This is a genomic window from Donghicola mangrovi (genome assembly GCF_013377535.1).
GTDB lineage: Bacteria > Pseudomonadota > Alphaproteobacteria > Rhodobacterales > Rhodobacteraceae > Donghicola > Donghicola mangrovi.
This window is the reverse complement of sequence record NZ_JABCJE010000005.1, coordinates 1-15,622: the sequence shown is the minus strand read 5'-3', so window position 1 is coordinate 15,622 and position 15,622 is coordinate 1. Positions and strand designations below refer to the sequence as shown.

General features: G+C 61.7%; 14 protein-coding genes. 6 read left to right on the top strand and 8 right to left on the bottom strand.

The window, feature by feature from the left end:
• Window positions 1-48: 48 nt before the first annotated feature.
• Both HJ536_RS11895 and HJ536_RS11890 read right to left on the bottom strand, forming a co-directional pair.
• On the bottom strand, window positions 49-1,053 hold the full coding sequence (locus HJ536_RS11895) for a Bug family tripartite tricarboxylate transporter substrate binding protein (RefSeq protein ID WP_177157879.1): 1,005 nt from the start codon (window positions 1,051-1,053) through the stop codon (window positions 49-51).
• Between the two features lie 140 nt (window positions 1,054-1,193).
• Window positions 1,194-2,102 (bottom strand): LysR family transcriptional regulator, encoded by a 909-nt coding sequence (locus HJ536_RS11890; RefSeq protein ID WP_176854853.1) that lies wholly within the window; start codon window positions 2,100-2,102, stop codon window positions 1,194-1,196.
• 119 nt (window positions 2,103-2,221) lie between these two features.
• Between HJ536_RS11890 and HJ536_RS11885 the strand changes: the two genes are divergently transcribed.
• The 3 genes from HJ536_RS11885 to pobA all read left to right on the top strand — a co-directional run bounded on the left by HJ536_RS11885 (window position 2,222) and on the right by pobA (window position 6,056).
• Complete coding sequence (locus HJ536_RS11885; protein WP_177157878.1) at window positions 2,222-3,916, top strand: FAD-dependent oxidoreductase; 1,695 nt, start codon at window positions 2,222-2,224, stop codon at window positions 3,914-3,916.
• Entirely contained in the window at window positions 3,913-4,722 is an 810-nt protein-coding gene (locus HJ536_RS11880) for a sugar phosphate isomerase/epimerase family protein (protein WP_177157877.1), read from the top strand. The genes HJ536_RS11885 and HJ536_RS11880 overlap by 4 nt, the downstream gene beginning before the upstream one ends.
• A gap of 164 nt (window positions 4,723-4,886) precedes the next feature.
• On the top strand, window positions 4,887-6,056 hold the full coding sequence (gene pobA / locus HJ536_RS11875) for a 4-hydroxybenzoate 3-monooxygenase (RefSeq protein WP_177157876.1): 1,170 nt from the start codon (window positions 4,887-4,889) through the stop codon (window positions 6,054-6,056).
• 37 nt (window positions 6,057-6,093) lie between these two features.
• Here the strand turns inward: pobA and HJ536_RS11870 are convergent, their stop codons facing one another.
• On the bottom strand, window positions 6,094-7,335 hold the full coding sequence (locus HJ536_RS11870) for an AGE family epimerase/isomerase (protein ID WP_177157875.1): 1,242 nt from the start codon (window positions 7,333-7,335) through the stop codon (window positions 6,094-6,096).
• A gap of 63 nt (window positions 7,336-7,398) precedes the next feature.
• Window positions 7,399-7,827: a VOC family protein gene (locus HJ536_RS11865; protein WP_176854844.1), complete on the bottom strand. Its 429-nt coding sequence runs from the start codon at window positions 7,825-7,827 to the stop codon at window positions 7,399-7,401.
• 96 nt (window positions 7,828-7,923) lie between these two features.
• On the opposite strand from HJ536_RS11865, the gene HJ536_RS11860 reads away from it, so the two are divergent.
• Window positions 7,924-8,787, top strand: a complete 864-nt coding sequence (locus HJ536_RS11860; RefSeq protein WP_177157874.1) for a LysR family transcriptional regulator — start codon at window positions 7,924-7,926, stop codon at window positions 8,785-8,787.
• A gap of 63 nt (window positions 8,788-8,850) precedes the next feature.
• Here the strand turns inward: HJ536_RS11860 and HJ536_RS11855 are convergent, their stop codons facing one another.
• On the bottom strand, window positions 8,851-10,203 hold the full coding sequence (locus HJ536_RS11855) for an aspartate ammonia-lyase (RefSeq protein WP_177157873.1): 1,353 nt from the start codon (window positions 10,201-10,203) through the stop codon (window positions 8,851-8,853).
• Window positions 10,204-10,436: 233 nt separating this feature from the next.
• Between HJ536_RS11855 and HJ536_RS11850 the strand changes: the two genes are divergently transcribed.
• On the top strand, window positions 10,437-11,390 hold the full coding sequence (locus HJ536_RS11850; RefSeq protein WP_177157872.1) for an asparaginase: 954 nt from the start codon (window positions 10,437-10,439) through the stop codon (window positions 11,388-11,390).
• On the opposite strand, the gene HJ536_RS11845 is transcribed toward HJ536_RS11850, so the two are convergent.
• Window positions 11,387-12,199, bottom strand: a complete 813-nt coding sequence (locus HJ536_RS11845) for a helix-turn-helix domain-containing protein (protein ID WP_177157871.1) — start codon at window positions 12,197-12,199, stop codon at window positions 11,387-11,389. The two genes, HJ536_RS11850 and HJ536_RS11845, sit on opposite strands and share 4 nt — an antisense overlap.
• Before the next feature lie 137 nt (window positions 12,200-12,336).
• Between HJ536_RS11845 and HJ536_RS11840 the strand changes: the two genes are divergently transcribed.
• On the top strand, window positions 12,337-13,761 hold the full coding sequence (locus tag HJ536_RS11840; RefSeq protein ID WP_177157870.1) for an alanine/glycine:cation symporter family protein: 1,425 nt from the start codon (window positions 12,337-12,339) through the stop codon (window positions 13,759-13,761).
• Between the two features lie 34 nt (window positions 13,762-13,795).
• On the opposite strand, the gene HJ536_RS11835 is transcribed toward HJ536_RS11840, so the two are convergent.
• Both HJ536_RS11835 and HJ536_RS11830 read right to left on the bottom strand, forming a co-directional pair.
• Window positions 13,796-14,674, bottom strand: a complete 879-nt coding sequence (locus HJ536_RS11835; RefSeq protein ID WP_177157869.1) for an FkbM family methyltransferase — start codon at window positions 14,672-14,674, stop codon at window positions 13,796-13,798.
• Entirely contained in the window at window positions 14,674-15,525 is an 852-nt protein-coding gene (locus tag HJ536_RS11830; protein WP_177157868.1) for a hypothetical protein, read from the bottom strand. The genes HJ536_RS11835 and HJ536_RS11830 overlap by 1 nt, the downstream gene beginning before the upstream one ends.
• Window positions 15,526-15,622: the final 97 nt, after the last annotated feature.

The window sequence follows — 15,622 nt, the reverse complement described above, 5'->3', positions numbered from 1 at the left end:
GCGCCATTATGTCAGTCAGATCCCGTTCAGGGATATGCTGTCTTTTGATTATTTGCCGGGACGGGCGATGCCGAACTCTTCGGGCGAGGTCTTGGTCAGACCGGCGTCCTGAAGCAGCCAGGTGGTGTTCTGCTGCCAGGTCGACAGGAACGATTCAGCTTCTGCGCCAGCGATGTTCATCATGGTGAAACCACGGTTGTTCATCAGCTCGACGAATTCGGGGTTGGTTGCGGCTTCGGCATAGGCACCTGCCAGCTTTTCAACGACGTCCGCGGGGGTGTCCTTGGCAACGAATACGCCGAAGAAGGGGCCCCAGGGCAGGTAGTCATTGTAGGCGGCGTTGAAGTCGGTGACCGCGGGCGCCTCGGGCAGTTTGTCCGATTTCGCGACGTCGAACAGAGCCAGCGGCTTCATGTTGCCAGCGCGGATGCCTTCGATCGCTGCACCCAGAACGGCGGGCATCACGTCGATGGCGCCACCCTGCAGAGCGGTCAGCGCGGGGCCGTCACCGTCGTAGGGAACCGAAATTACGTCCAGATCGCCTTCGATGGTTTCGATCATCGCGGTCACGACCGACGGCAGACCGCCGGGGCCGGTTGCACCAAAGCGAACTTCACCGGGGTGCTCTTTGATATAGGCCATCATGCCAGCGTAATCGTCGAAGGGCGCGTTGGGGCTTGCCACCAGGATCGGGGTGCCGCGTGCCAGAACGTTTACGGGAACGAAGTCGCTGTAGTCTTTCTTGCCAAGGCCCATGACCTTGTAGAGCAGCGGGTTTTCCGCGCCCATCAGCAGGGTGTAGCCGTCAGCCGACTGGTCCGCGACGTAGTTCAGCGCGATTGCGCCAACGCCACCGGTCATGTTCTGCATGACAACGGTGCCACCCAGGATTTCTTCGGCGTGCGGGGTGACCGAGCGCATAACGGTGTCGGTCGAACCACCGGCACCCCACTGGATGATGCCCTGGATTTCTTTTGCAGGGTAATCAGCAGCCAGCGCACCGGTTGCAGCCAGAACAAGCGCCGACACGGCGCCGAGAGCGAAACGTTTCATGGTATCTCCTCCCAATGAGATAGAAGCGGATGGGGTTGCACGGCCATCCGTTAGGTCCATAGCCTGACGTTGCCAAGGGATAACGTCAAATATCAAAAATTTGATGCCATTAACATAATGTTATTTTGACGGGTGCGCTTTTATCGCCAATGTTTCGCGGCGTCCTTCAACTCGCGCGTGATCAGGCGGATCGCATCCTCGGCAAAGGCCGACAGGTTGCGCCCCTTCTTCTGCACCACGTAGGACCGGACAACAACCTTTTCCTTCAAGGGTTTACGCACAAGGCCCGGCATATAAACCTCGGCCACGGAAAACTCGTCGATCAGGGCGACACCCAGCCCGTGACGCACGAAGCTGACCAGCGTCTGGGCAAAGCGTCCACGGATCGAGTGCTGCACCTTCAGCCCCGCCTCTTGAAAGGGTCTGGCTAGAATTTCACCATAGGGGTCGGTCGGATCGATTCCGATCAGGGGCTCGTGCTGCAGGTCATAGACCGACACCTCGGCCTGCGAGGCCAAAGGATGCCCCTCTGGCATAATGGCAACGATTCGGCCTTCGGCGATCTGGGTGTTTTCGATGCCGGCGTTCTGGACGGGGCTGCTCATGATCACGAACTCGCCGCGTTCCAGCAGCAGGTAGTCCACTGTCTCTTCGATCTTGAGGATGTTGAGGTCGATATACAGGTCCGGATAACGCCCCCGCAGATCGCGGATCGCTCGCGTCGCGATGAACTGCGCCACCGACGGGGCCGAGGCAAAGGCCAGCCGCACGTCCTCGCCCTTTTGCAGGGAGTCGAGCGCGAGTTGCAGGTTCTCGACGCCTTTGTAGACCTCGCGGATCTGGTCAAAGACCGCGCCGGCCTCGACCGCGGGGATGAACAGACCGGCGCGCCGCTCGAACAGGCGGATGCCAAGGCTTTCTTCGGTGTGCTTGATCAGGCGGCTGATACCGGGCGCGGAAACCCCCAGATGGTCCGCCGCGCCACTAATCGTGCCACGCAGCATAACCGCGCGGATCACCTCGATCTGACGAAGGGTGATTTCTTTCATTCGTTGATTCCTCCCGCACCCACATTAACGCGATGTTACGGAATTCGATATAGTTGTAATTGACGTTATGCGTGTATCCCTGCGTAATGCCCCCCGACATAGGGGTTGGGGGAGCGGCCATGGGACAAAATACACCTGAAAAACTTAGCTTTGACGTGATCGTTCTGGGATCGGGCGCGGCGGGCCTGTCGGCTGCGGTCACTGCGGCGGGCCACGGGGCACGCGTACTGCTGCTGGAAAAGGATACCGTGATCGGCGGGACCACCGCATGGTCCGGTGGCTGGATCTGGAGCCCCTGCAACCCCGTCGCCAAACGCGCAGGCATCACCGAAGAACCGGATGCCCCCCGCAAGTATCTGGAAGGCGTTCTGGGCAACTATTTCGAAGCGGACCGCGTGGACGCCTTTCTGACCGCCGCGCCGCAGATGGTCAGCTACTTCGAGGAAAACACCGCCCTGCAATTCGACGGCGGTCTGGTGATCCCCGACACCTATGGCCACCTCGAGGGCGCGGGCACCGGCGGCCGCTCCGTGATCGCCCGCCCCTTTGACGCGCGCCAGTTGGGACGGGACATCGACATCCTGCGCCACCCCGTGCGCGAAACGACCTTTTTCGGGATGACCATCCAGTCGGGGCCCGACCTGAAGGCGTTCATGACGATGACGCGGTCGGCCAAATCCTTTGCCTATGCGACGGTGCGGGTGCTGCGCCATTTCCGCGACTTGCTGGTGTACCGGCGAGGCATGGATTTGCGGAACGGGATTGCCTTGGTCGGGCGGCTCCTGAAATCGGCCCGCGATCTGGGGGTAGATATCCGCGTGGAGCAGACGGTTACTGCGCTGCTGCAACAGAACGGCGCTGTGACCGGCGTGCGCCTGTCTAACGGGACCGAGATTTCGGCGCGCAGCGTGGTGCTGGCGTGTGGCGGCTACGCCCACGATGCGGCGCGGCGTCAGGCGACGTTTCCCCGCAATGACGAGCATGAGACGCTGGCCGTTCCCACGGCGAATGGCGGCGGCCTTGCCTTGGCCGAAGGGGTTGGCGCCCATGTCCGCACCGATCTGGCCCGTCCCGCCGCATTCTGCCCTGTGTCCACCGTGCGCTGGCCGGACGGGCGGGTGGCGCAGTTCCCTCATATCATCGACCGCGGCAAACCCGGCCTGATCGGGGTGCTGGCGAACGGCAAACGCTTTTGCAACGAGGGACTTGGGTACCACGATTACGTCGAAGCCCTGCTGCGGGTCACCCCCGAGGGCACCCCTGCCCGCAGTTGGCTGATCTGCGATCACCGCTTCTTGCGGCGTTTCGGGATCGGGGTGGTGCGGCCTGAACCTGTGCCCTTTGGCCAGTGGATCAAGCGCGGCTACCTGAAAACCGGCAAAACCATCGAGAATCTGGCCCGTGCCTGCGGGATCGATCCCGCTGGTCTGGCCGAGACTGTGCGCAACTGGAACACCGGCGCGGCTCAGGGGCAGGACCCCGAATTCGGGCGCGGCACCACCCCCTATATGCGCCTGCAGGGCGACCCCGAACAGCAGCCCAACCCCAACGTCGCGCCCATCCGCAAAGGCCCCTTTTATGCGGTCGAGGTGATCCCCGGCAGCTTTGGCACCTTTGCCGGACTGGCGACGGACGCGCGGGCGCGGGTGCTGGACGGCAGCGGCGACGTTATTCCGGGGCTCTATGCGGCGGGGGCAGACAATGCCTCGGTGTTCGGAGGGTTCTATCCGGCGGGGGGGATCAACCTTGGCCCCGCTTTGACGTTCGGATTTATTGCAGGCCGTGACGCGGCCACCAAAGGAGACGCCGCATGAACCGGCCCCTGTCTATTGCTCATCTCAGCGCCATCGAACTGGCGCCCCCTGCCCTGATCCACGCCGCCGCCGAGGCGGGGCTGGACGCCGTGGGACTGCGCCTGATCAAAGTGACCGAGGATTCGCCCGGCTATCCCCTGTGGCAGGACCCCGCGATGATGCAGGCGACCAAGGACGCATTGCGCCAGACCGGTCTGCGGGTAAACGACATCGAGTTTGTCAAAGTCACCGAAGAAACCACCGCCGAAAGCCTGCTGCCGTTCTTTGACGCCGGGGCCGAGTTGGGTGCGAAAACCGCTATTCTGGCCCCCTATGACCCCGATCTGTCGCGGCTGGCGGATACAATTGGATCGCTGTCAGACGCGGCGGCTGAACGCGGCCTTGGGGTGGTGCTGGAGTTTTTCCCGTGGACCTCGGTGCCCGATCTGGCCACCTGCTTGAAAGTGGTCGAGCAAGCGGGCGATGCGGTCGGCGTGCTGGTCGACAGTCTGCATTTTGATCGCAGCGGGTCGGGATTGGACCAGTTGCGAACGGTTCCGGCAGCGCGGATGCCCTTTGTCCACCTGTGCGATGCACCGGTTCAGGACAGCTACACGACCGAGGAATTGCTGCACACCGCGCGGGGCGAACGCTTTGCGCCGGGGGATGGACAGATTGATTTGGAAGCCTTTTTGCGCGCCTGCCCCGAGGGTGTGCCGATCGGGCTGGAAATTCCCCGCCCGAAAGCGATGAGCCGCGACGAGCGCATTCAGGCCTTTGCCGATTATGTCGCGAAGACCCGCAATCTGCTGAGCCAGATCGGTTAGGGCCGGAGCCTCCGGCGGGGGTATTTGGGCCAAGATGAAGGTCAAAGGAGGCGCTGATCCATGCGCCTTCATGCACGAAAACTACCAGAGTTGGCAGGACGCTGCCATTTACCCTTCCCGTGCTTCGCAGGCAGATTGGTCCGGCGAACACGGGGAGGATTTTTATGAAAACGCAGGTCGCGATTATCGGCGGTGGACCGTCGGGCTTGATGCTGTCGCAGTTGCTGAACAAGGCGGGAATTGAAACCGTTATTCTGGAACGCTCGACACGGGATCACGTGCTGTCGCGTATTCGCGCCGGTATTCTGGAGTGGGGCGCGGTGGATCTGCTGCGCGAAGCGGGCGTCGGGGTGCGTATGGATGTCGAAGGCATTCCGCACGATGGCTGCTATCTGACCGACGAAGAGCTGATGGTTCACATCGACTTCAAGGAACTGACCGGCAAGCAGGTTATGGTTTACGGCCAGACCGAAGTGACCACCGACCTGTATGCGGCGCAGGACGCCATGGGGACGACCATCCTGCACGGGGTTCAGGACGTTGCGATCCACGATCTGGATCAGGCGCAGTCCTATGTGACCTTTGTTCACGATGGGCAGGAAAAGCGTCTGGACTGTCTGTTTGTGGCGGGCTGTGACGGCTTCCACGGGGTCAGCCGCAAGACCATCCCCGAAGAAAAGCGCCGCGAGTTCGAGCGGGTTTACCCCTTTGGCTGGTTGGGGATTTTGTCCCGCACGCCCCCTGTTCATGATGAACTGATCTATTCCAATTCGCGCCACGGATTTGCTTTGGCCTCGATGCGGAACGAAAATCTGGTGCGCTATTACGTGCAGGTGCCGCTGACCGACACCGTGGACGATTGGTCCGACGATCGGTTCTGGGAGGAGTTCACGCGCCGCATCCCCTCGGAGGCGGCTGCGCGTCTGATCACCGGCCCCTCGATCGAGAAGTCGATTGCGCCGCTGCGGTCCTTTGTGTCCGAGCCTCTGCGTTGGGGGAACCTGTTCCTGGTCGGGGACGCGGCGCATATCGTGCCGCCGACCGGCGCCAAGGGCCTGAACCTGGCTGCGTCCGACGTGTTCTACCTGCATCAGGCGCTGATTGACGCTGTGAAGGGCGGCTCGCGGACAGGGATCGACGGGTATTCGGAACTGGCGTTGAAGCGGATTTGGAAGGCCATGCGCTTTAGCTGGCAGATGACCACGATGCTGCACCGGTTCGAGGGCGAAGACAGCTTTGCCGAGCAGATGCGCAAGTCCACCCTGCAGCATCTGGCCGAGTCCGAGACGGCGCGGCGCGAGCTGGCCGAGAATTACATCGGCCTGCCTTACTGAGTGAAAGAGGGGTCGCAGCGGTGCGGCCCCTTTTGCTTTACCACAGGGGGTTTGCGGCAAAGGTTGCCCCATAGCGCGACAGGCCACCCGCCAGCGGGAACAGCGCCGCCTGAAGCGAATGGTAGATGTCGGGTTTGCCCGCGAACTGGGTGGTCGTGGGCTGACCTTGCGCGTCGATCTCTGGGTACCAGCCACCACGGGTGTGGTCGATGAAATGGGCATCGGCGAACTGCCATAGGCGGCGATACCACTCTTCGTCCTGCGCGGTCGGGTCTGCTTTGATCACGCTGGCCAGCACGCCGATGGCTTCGGTCACGGGCCACCAATAGCGGTCGGCGATGGCGGGTTTGCCCTGCCAATCCAGAGTATAGACGATACCGCCACGGTCCTGATCCCACCCGTCCTTGAGCGCCTGCGCAACCACGTTTCGGGCGATTTCTAGCGTGCCGTCGTCGGGGCGGCCGACCAGATCCCAGTGCTGTAGCAAAAGGCGCGCCCATTCCAGCGAGTGGCCCGGCGTGGTGCCTGCGGGGCGGAACATCGGATCACCGGAATAGTCGCGGTCGATCTGCCATTGCGCGGTGTAATGCTCGGGGATGCGCCAGCACTCGGCACCAGCGATAGTGCGCATGAAAAACGCCAGAATACGGCCCGCGCGGGTCAGATAGAGGTCGCGGCCCGTCGCCTCATAGGCGGCCAGCAGCGCCTCGACCCCGTGCATGTTGGCGTTCATCCCGCGATATTTGGAAAAGGGCGTCCAGTCGCGGGTCCATTCGTCCAGCAGCAGGCCGTGATCCTCTTGCCAGAAGTGGAAATCGAGGACCGAGGTCGCATCCTCAATCAGCCGGTCTGCATCGGGGTGGCCCGCCATTTTCGCCGAGGCGCCCGCCAGCAGGACAAAGACATGGCCGTAGGCCAGCTTGCGCCCGTCCGCGATCTCGCCATCGTTCACGCCCCAGACGTAGCCGCCGTAATCCTCGTCCCGATGGGCTTTCCACAGGTAGGCCATGCCTTGGTCAATGATCGGCTGACAGTCCGCCTGCCCCGCCAGATGGCCCATCGCATAGGAATGGACCAAGCGCGTGGTCGAGTGCAGCTCTTGCAACGTACTCGGCAGCGGTGCGCCATCATATCCCAGCACGTGAAACCCGCCGCCCTTGCGAACCGAAGGGCGGAAGAAGTCGAACTGACGCTGAGCTTCCGTTCGCAGCCAGTTACGGTGTTCTTCGGTTTTCATCCAATATCCCGTAACTTCGAGGCCGGGGGCGGGATGGGTCATCGGGGGCGCTCCTGCTCTGATCGCCCCCAATATGCGCGTTTGCGGCAACAGCTCAAGCGGCTGTTATTTCGCAAAGAGATTGTTCATGTCGGCAAAGGACTTCAACTCGACCGCGTTGCCCGAGGGATCGTTGAAGAACATGGTGGCTTGCTCGCCCGGCTCGCCCTTGAAGCGGATGTAGGGTTTGATCACGAACTCGACGCCCGCTGCGGTCAGGCGGTCGGCCAGCGCCTGCCATTCGTCCATCGGCAGCACCGCGCCAAAGTGGCGGACCGGCACGCCGTGGCCGTCCACGGCATTGCGCTGTGCCTCGCCACATTCGGACGGTGCAAGGTGCGCGACGATCTGGTGGCCGTAGAAATCGAAATCCACCCAATCCGGCGAGCTGCGGCCTTCGCCACATCCCAGCAGGCCTTTGTAGAATTCGCGGGCCTTTTCCAAATCGTTGACGGGGAAAGCGAGGTGGAAGGGCGGGATTTGACGTGCGGACATGGTGCCTCCGGTTTGAAGATTTGTTCCGACCATAGCTTTGACCATTGAACATGAAAAACTGTATGTTATCGACCTGAGCAAAACGGATCGTTATGAATGTTGACCGAACTGCGCACCCTGATCGCCGTCGCCCGCCATGGCACCTTTGCCGCCGCCGGTGACCGGATCGGCCTGACCCAAGCCGCTGTCAGCGGCCATATCAAGCGGCTGGAGGATCAGTTGGGGCACAGCCTGTTCGACCGGACGGGGAGGGCCGCGATCCTGAACGGGATGGGGCGGACTGTGCTGGCGCGGGCCGAGGCGCTGGTGGCGTTGGCCGATACCTTGACCCAACCCTTGGACCTGACGCAGCAGACGGGGCGCTTGCGGGTGGGGGCGATCAACTCGGTCCAGCCGACGATACTGCGGCGGGTGATGGCGCGGTACCATGCCGCCCTGCCCCGCGTGCGGATCGAGGTGATACCGGGCACCTCGATGGAACTACTGGACAAACTAGATGCGGGGCAGCTGGACATGGCCGTGGTGATCAAGCCCGCCTTTGGCCTGCCGCCCGCGTTGAAATGGCAGCCCTTGTTGACCGAACCCTTTGTGGTCGCGACGCAAGACGGCAGCATCACCGACTGGCGCGAGGCTGTGCAGAGCCAGCCGTTCATCCGCTACAACCGCAAGTCATTCGGCGGGCGTCAGGTGGAACGCTATCTGGAGACGCAGGGGCTGGACGTGGCAGACTGGGCCGAGTTGGACGACATCCCGGCTATTCTGGCGATGGTGGCGGACGGGTTGGGGGTGTCGATCCTACCTCAGGCCGAGGCTTATGCGGCCAAGTTCGCCAACGTCCACTGCCTGCCCCTAGGCGACACCGATTTCCGGCGCGAGATTGGCGTCATCACCCCCCTGCGGGAGTCCGAAATCACCGCCCGCTTCCGCGAGGAATGCGCCCGCGATGCAGCAATGCAATAGGGCGCAGCCCGAAGGCCACGCCCTATTACCGGCCGGAGCCGGGAGGGGGAGCGGATGCCGCAGTTACGCGGCAGATGTCAGATCGGCCGTGATCCCCAGCGCCGCCAGCGCTTCGGGAACGGACAGGCCGTTATTCAGGGCGTGCTTGGCAACCTTGGCAGCTTTCTCGTAGCCGATCTGGGGCACCAGAGAGGTCGCCAACGCGAGGCTGTTTTCCAACAGATACGTGCAGCGGTCCTGATCCGCCTCGATGCCTACGACGCAGCGGTCGGTCAGACATGCCATCGCGCGCTTCAGGATGCGGATCGACTGGAGGATGTTGAAGATCGCCACAGGCTCCATCGCGTTCAGCTGGAGCTGGCCCGCCTCGGCGGCCATGGTCACGGTCAGGTCGTTGCCGATCACCTGATAGGCGACTTGGTTTACGACCTCGGGGATCACGGGGTTCACCTTGCCCGGCATGATCGAGGAGCCAGCCTGAACCGCGGGCAGCTTGATCTCGCCAATGCCGGAGCGGGGGCCAGAGGACAGCAGGCGCAGGTCGTTGCAGATTTTGGATAGCTTCACCGCGACCCGTTTCAGAATGCCCGAGAAAGCCACAAACGCCCCCAGATCCGACGACGCCTCGACCAGATTACGCGCCGCGCGGACGGGGAAGCCCGAGACCTGCATCAGCTGCGCCACAGCCACGTCGGTGTAGTTGGCGGGAGTGTTCACGCCGGTGCCGATGGCGGTGCCGCCAAGGTTTACCTCGAGCAGCAGCTTGGAGACGTCTTGTAGGCGGTCGATGTCCTCTTCGATGGTGTTAGCAAAGGACCGGAACTCTTGGCCCAGTGTCATTGGAACCGCGTCTTGCAACTGGGTGCGGCCGACCTTGGGGATGCCGTCAAATTCGGTGGCTTTGGCCTCGAACGCCTCGCACAGGCGGCGGTGTTCGGCGGTCAGGCTCTGCATGTTCAGCAGGATCGCCAGACGCAGAGCCGTGGGGTAGACATCGTTGGTGGATTGGGATTTGTTCACGTCGTCATTGGGGTGCAGGTGGTCATAGTCGGCCAGCCCGTGCCCCATGCGCTTCAGCGCGAGATTGGCGATCACCTCGTTCGCGTTCATGTTGGTCGAGGTCCCCGCCCCGCCCTGAATCATATCCACGATAAAGGCGTCGTGATGCTTGCCCGCGATCAGCTCATCGCAGGCGGCCTGAATGGGGTCAGCCTTGGATTTCGGCAGCACACCCAGTTTGCAGTTCGCGATGGCTGCGGCCTTTTTCACCATGGCCATGGCGCGGACCAGTTCGGGGAAATCCGACACCGGAACATAGGAAATCCGGAAATTGTTGTAGGCTCGCAGTGTGTGGATCCCGTACAGCGCATCCGCCGGAATCTGCATTTCACCGAGTGAGTCCTGTTCTGTGCGCATCGCGCAGCCTCCCTGCTTTTCAGACGAGGCGGCACATACGCTTGCTGCGTGACAAATCAACACGGCTGTCCGGCGCATTCGGATTTTTGGTGCTAGTTGACGCTTCTTCGGGGTTCAGTAGCATCAGATGCTGCAGGGGCAGAATCTGGCGCGGCGTCGTTATATGATGCACCAGACGCCCGGGCCGAGGCCCGAGACAGATAAAAACCAAGCGACGGGACAAGGGGACAAGAATGGCTTTGTTACTGATTCACACCGGCGGCACCATTGGCATGGCGCAGACCGAGGCCGGTTTCGCCCCCCAAGCCGGCGTGCTGGAGACCGCGATCGAGGCGCTACAGGCCTCTGGCAATGTCGGGGCCGAGGTGCAGGTCAGTGCCTTTGATCCGCTGATCGACAGCGCCCAAGCCACCCCCGCGGAGTGGGACAAGATCGCCCGCACCATCCACGCCGCCTATGACCGGTTCGACGGGTTCGTGGTGACCCACGGCACCGATACGCTGGCCTATACGGCGGCGGCGCTGTGCTTGGCCCTGCCCGGCCTGAAGAAACCCGTGGTGGTGACCGGCGCGATGCTGCCCCTGACGGTGGAAGGCACCGATGGCACCCGCAACCTGCGCGACGCGCTGAACGCGGCGATCCTGTCCCCCGCCGGTGTCTGGGTGCAGTTCGCGGGCAAGCGGCTGCATGGCGGGCGGGTGCGCAAATCGCACTCCCACGCCTTTGACGCGTTTGAGGCCGAAGCAGTGTCCACCATGCCCGTCATTCCCGCCGACAAGCTGCTGCTGAATACGGTCGGCGATCATCGGGTCGGGATGCTGTCGATCACGCCGGGCACCTGCACCGAGCTGATCTGCTATGCCGCCGAGCGCTGCGACGGGATCATTCTGCGCTGCTACGGATCGGGCACCGCCCCCGAAAGCCCTGCCCTGCGCGAAGCCCTTATGCTGGCCCAAGGCCGCGATATCCCCGTGGTCGCCGTGTCCCAATGCGCCGAGGGGGGCATTCGTCTGGGCACCTATGCGGCGGGGGGCATTCTGCGCGATGCGGGCGTTATCGACGGGCGCGATATGACCCCCGAGATGGCCTATGCCAAGGTGCAGTTCGCCCTGAGCCAGTTCGCAGATCCAGAGGCGCAGCGCGCCTACCTGTCCACCTGCCAGTGCGGAGAATACACCGCCGCCTAAAGCAAAGGCGCTTCGATCAGGCCGGTCCCTTCGCGGACGCCGCCGGACAGCATCGCGCGGACCTCGGCCGGAATTGCGGGATCGTCGGGTGTATAGAGACCGCTCAGCTTCAGGCTTTTGCGCAGGTCCAGATTGTCGCCCATGTACTGGCAAACGATCCGCGTGGCCGAGGGCGGACGGGGCGCCCGCGCCGCGACCCCCGACACCACGCCGGTCAGGTAATGGATGCGGTTGTTGTAGCTGGGATAGAGGATGATCTGCATGACCTCGTTGCGGGTCAGCATCTCCATCACTGTCATGAACAGCCGATCCCCCAGCATGAAACACGCACCCTCGTATTTGCAGGTGAACTTGCGCTGACCGGGCATCCCGACGGTTTCGATGCTTTTGACGTTGATGCCAAAGCGCGTGCGGTAAATCCGCGTGAGCGAGCGCAGGATCATCCCCGGATGGGACATCGAATTGTAGTAGGTAAAGTAATAACCCACGTACCGGTCCAGATCGCGGCGCGAGCCCATGCGCAGGTCCTCGGCGATGGCGGCGATCTTGTTGGGTTCGGCGCGGACACCGGATTCGTGGGGCTTCAACCGGATCAGTTCCATGAACTGGCCGTGGGGCATCAGAATCTCTGACTCCTCGACCCCGAAGAAATCGCACATCCGCCGCATCAGCCGCAGGGATGGAAACGTCTCGCCATTCAGATAGCGGTTGAACTGAGAGCGGTTCACCCCCAGCTGCCTGCACACCTCGGCGATGGACTTGTGATAGCTGCAAAGCGCCTTGAGGTTCGCTGGCAAATCGCGTGACACGGGGCTCACCCTTCACTAGTTGACGCTGTTTTCGATACAAGTTGCGCCAACCCTGCGCAAGTTAGCGAAATGGTAACACCGATTTCGCTAACTAGTGTGCCCCAATCGTTAACCAATGACCCGACCGGGAGGGGCTTATGGAATTTTTGGAACTGATCTTCGGCAAGATCGGAGACCTGACGTGGGGCTGGTCGCTGATCCCGATCCTTGTCGTCTTCGGTGCGTTCATCACCATCGCAACCGGCTTTGTCCAGTTTGAATACTTTGGCCGCATGTTCCGCGTGCTGTCGAACAAGAACAACTCTGGCGACTCGACCCAGATTTCCGCACGCGAAGCTCTGCTGGTGTCGGTGGGCGGTCGTGTGGGCGGCGGGAACATCGCCGGTGTGGCCGTGGCCATCACCCTTGGCGGGCCCGGTGCTGTGTTCTGGATGTGGGCGATCGCGCTGGTTGGTATGGCCACCAGTCTGGTCGAATGCTCGCTCGCGCAGCTGTTCAAACGCAAGACCGACGAAGGCTACCGCGGCGGCCCCGCTACCGCGATCATCCACGGTCTTGGAGCCGACTACAAATGGCTGGCCGTCGTCTATTCGGTCTGTCTGATTGCTGCGTTCGGCTTTGGCTTTAACGCGTTCCAAGGCAACACCGTCGCTGGCGCCGTTCAGGATTCGCTGGGGATTGACCGTCTGTGGACCGGTATCGCGCTGGCGCTGCTGTCGGGCTTTATCATCTTTGGCGGCATTCACCGCATCGCCAAGGCCTCGGACGTTGTGGTGCCGATCATGGCGGTTGGCTACATCCTGATGGCTGTTGCGGTCATCGTGCTGCACATCAGCGAAATCCCCGCCGTCATCGCAAGCATCGTCAAGAATGCCTTTGGCTGGGAAGAGGCCGTCAGCGGCGGCATGGGTGCAGCGATTGCCCAAGGTCTGCGTCGCGGCCTGTTCTCGAACGAGGCCGGTCTGGGATCTGCCCCCAACGTTGCGGCGACCGCCCAAGTGCGTCACCCCATCAGCCAGGGCATCACTCAGGCGTTCTCGGTGTTCATCGACACCATCCTGATCTGCTCGTGCACCGCGTTCGTGATCCTGCTGGGTGACGTCTACGTTCCCGGCGCCGAAGGCATCGACGGCGTGACCCTGACCCAGCAGTCCATCGTGCACCACCTTGGGGAATGGGCGCAGTACTACCTGACCGCCGCCATCCTGCTGTTCGCGTTCTCGTCGATCATCTACAACTACTACCTCGGTGAAAACGCGCTGACCTTCATGACCCGCAGCAAGCCTGCGCTGATCGTGTTCCGTCTGGCGATCATGGGCATCGTGTTCCTGGGGGCCGTGGCACCTGCGGCAACCTCGGTGTTCTTCTTCTCGGACCCGATGATGGGCATTCTGGCGCTGGTGAACCTGCTGGCCATCATGATGCTGTTCCCCGTGGCGATGCGTCTGCTGCGCGACTTCCGCACCCAGCTGAAAGAAGGCGTCGACCGTCCGGTTCTGAACCCCGACGACTATGCCGATCTGGACATCGATCGCGAAGCCTGGAGCAACGCAGGCCGCTAAAACACCTTGGGGCCGCTGGATCAGCGGCCCCTTTTTATTTGGTCCATTCGCTGGGAAGAGTGGCCAGATACGCCTCGGCCGAACTCTCTGGAATGGCCTCCCGGGCGATCAGATGGTCCAGCGCGAACAGCGTCACATCGGGCGCATCCATGATCCCGTCAGCAAGGATCGCCAAGGCCTTGAGCTGATCGTCGGAATAGGCCTCTGGCCGCCGCATATCCCGCAGGTAAAACCCGTCGCCATCCACCGCTTGGGAATAGATCGTCCGGCGCAGCCTTTTGCGCCATTTCGATGCCGCCGAAACGTGCTTGAGGCTGGCCAATTTCAGGAACCGGAAGCCCCCCTTGGCCAAGGCCTGCTCCAGCTCGCCATAGGTCGGCTCGCCCTCGTAGAGCGGAAAGAACCGCACCTCGGATTGCACAGCCACTGCCCCAGCCAAAGTCTTCAGCCCGTGGCTGATGATCTCGGTCTCGCTGCCTTGCACATCGATTTTCAGAAAATCCACCGCGCCGATTTCGGTGATCTCGTCCATGCGGCGGGTCTGGATTTGCACCCGATCCGTTTCCTTCATCGCTTGATGGAAACCCAGATAGCGGGCACTGGCGGCATCCGCCGGAAAGACCGATGTGAAACCGCTGGACTGGAAGAGATGCAGTTCCTTTTCCTGCCCCGCGCCCAACGCGTAGGGCAAATAAGTCTCAGCTTCGGATTTGCGTTCCAGCAAAGCGGCCAAGGCATGTTCTTGGGGCTCGAACCCCACCACCTCGGCGTAGCCCTGATCCAGCAGGCCCTTATAGGACACATCGCCCTCGACAAGAGGATTGGCGCCCACATCCAGAATTCTTAACCTACGCTCAAACTTCAGCACCTTTACCAAAAAACCGGTACGAACAGTGCTGCCGTCGTCATACATCAGATTTCTCCGTCTAGCCCCAAGGTCCGGAGGATCGCGGTGCGCTGCATCCCCTCTGCCTCTTTTAATACCCGACGAAGCCGATGGCGGGTGTAGTTTTTCTCGCTAGAGTAGATGCGGTCGATAACTTTTTCGAAACTGACTGCAGGATGGAAGATCCGTGCCTCCTCCGGGTCAGCATAGAGCGCATCGAGGAGGTGCGGCGGGTTCGTGTCAAAGGTGTCGGGGTCAATCAGGTCGGGAATCAGTTGCTCGAGGGGCTTGTAGCTGGCCTTTGCCAACTGCACCGCTCCACACAAAATTCCCTCATCATTGATGCGCAAGTCGCGTTTCAGCGCCCTGATCCGCAGCGCGTGCATCACATGCACCAAATCCTTGGTCACGCAGCTAATGGGGAAAATGCAGCCCCAGCGATGATCCAGATCCAGCTTCTTGAGGTCTTTTGAGTATGGCTTGGTCTTCTCTAGCGGCCCCAGCCCGAATGCAGTTGCATCCACATCCTTGGCCTGAAGCTGCTCCACAAAGGACTTCACACTGCGTTCGGGAATATAAACGTCGGATTCCACCAGCGCATATTGATCGAAATCGGGATACCGATCTGCCGCCAGATAATAGCACATATCCCCACAGAACCACCCCCAGTCCGCAGGCAAATCCCGGATGCCAAGCCCCGCTAGCGCCCCTTCGCTGGTCACGATCTTTGCGTAACCAGCAGTATCCACTATGCTCTTCCGCTCATCGGCAACATAAACCACCGTCGCGCCCGCAATCTCAGCCAAACGCTGGCCCAACAGCCTGCTATTCAGGTCGAATGCATTCGTGCGTATCACAAACAGAGTACGATCCGGCAATTTTGCACCTTTCAGAGCAACAAAAGTCCCTTGGACTATGGAGCCTGAGTGCGAAATTCGAAAGTGAAAATATCATTTAGGTATGACTAAGGGGATG

Bases quoted from the DNA above. Each gene is read 5' to 3' on its own strand.
- HJ536_RS11885 (WP_177157878.1), top strand. From the start codon at position 2,222: ATGGGACAAAATACACCTGAAAAACTTAGCTTTGACGTGATCGTTCTG.
- HJ536_RS11895 (WP_177157879.1), bottom strand. From the start codon at position 1,053: ATGAAACGTTTCGCTCTCGGCGCCGTGTCGGCGCTTGTTCTGGCTGCA.
- pobA (WP_177157876.1), top strand. From the start codon at position 4,887: ATGAAAACGCAGGTCGCGATTATCGGCGGTGGACCGTCGGGCTTGATG.
- HJ536_RS11860 (WP_177157874.1), top strand. From the start codon at position 7,924: ATGTTGACCGAACTGCGCACCCTGATCGCCGTCGCCCGCCATGGCACC.
- HJ536_RS11835 (WP_177157869.1), bottom strand. From the start codon at position 14,674: ATGTATGACGACGGCAGCACTGTTCGTACCGGTTTTTTGGTAAAGGTG.
- HJ536_RS11870 (WP_177157875.1), bottom strand. From the start codon at position 7,335: ATGACCCATCCCGCCCCCGGCCTCGAAGTTACGGGATATTGGATGAAA.
- HJ536_RS11855 (WP_177157873.1), bottom strand. From the start codon at position 10,203: ATGCGCACAGAACAGGACTCACTCGGTGAAATGCAGATTCCGGCGGAT.
- HJ536_RS11840 (WP_177157870.1), top strand. From the start codon at position 12,337: ATGGAATTTTTGGAACTGATCTTCGGCAAGATCGGAGACCTGACGTGG.
- HJ536_RS11865 (WP_176854844.1), bottom strand. From the start codon at position 7,827: ATGTCCGCACGTCAAATCCCGCCCTTCCACCTCGCTTTCCCCGTCAAC.
- HJ536_RS11890 (WP_176854853.1), bottom strand. From the start codon at position 2,102: ATGAAAGAAATCACCCTTCGTCAGATCGAGGTGATCCGCGCGGTTATG.
- HJ536_RS11850 (WP_177157872.1), top strand. From the start codon at position 10,437: ATGGCTTTGTTACTGATTCACACCGGCGGCACCATTGGCATGGCGCAG.
- HJ536_RS11880 (WP_177157877.1), top strand. From the start codon at position 3,913: ATGAACCGGCCCCTGTCTATTGCTCATCTCAGCGCCATCGAACTGGCG.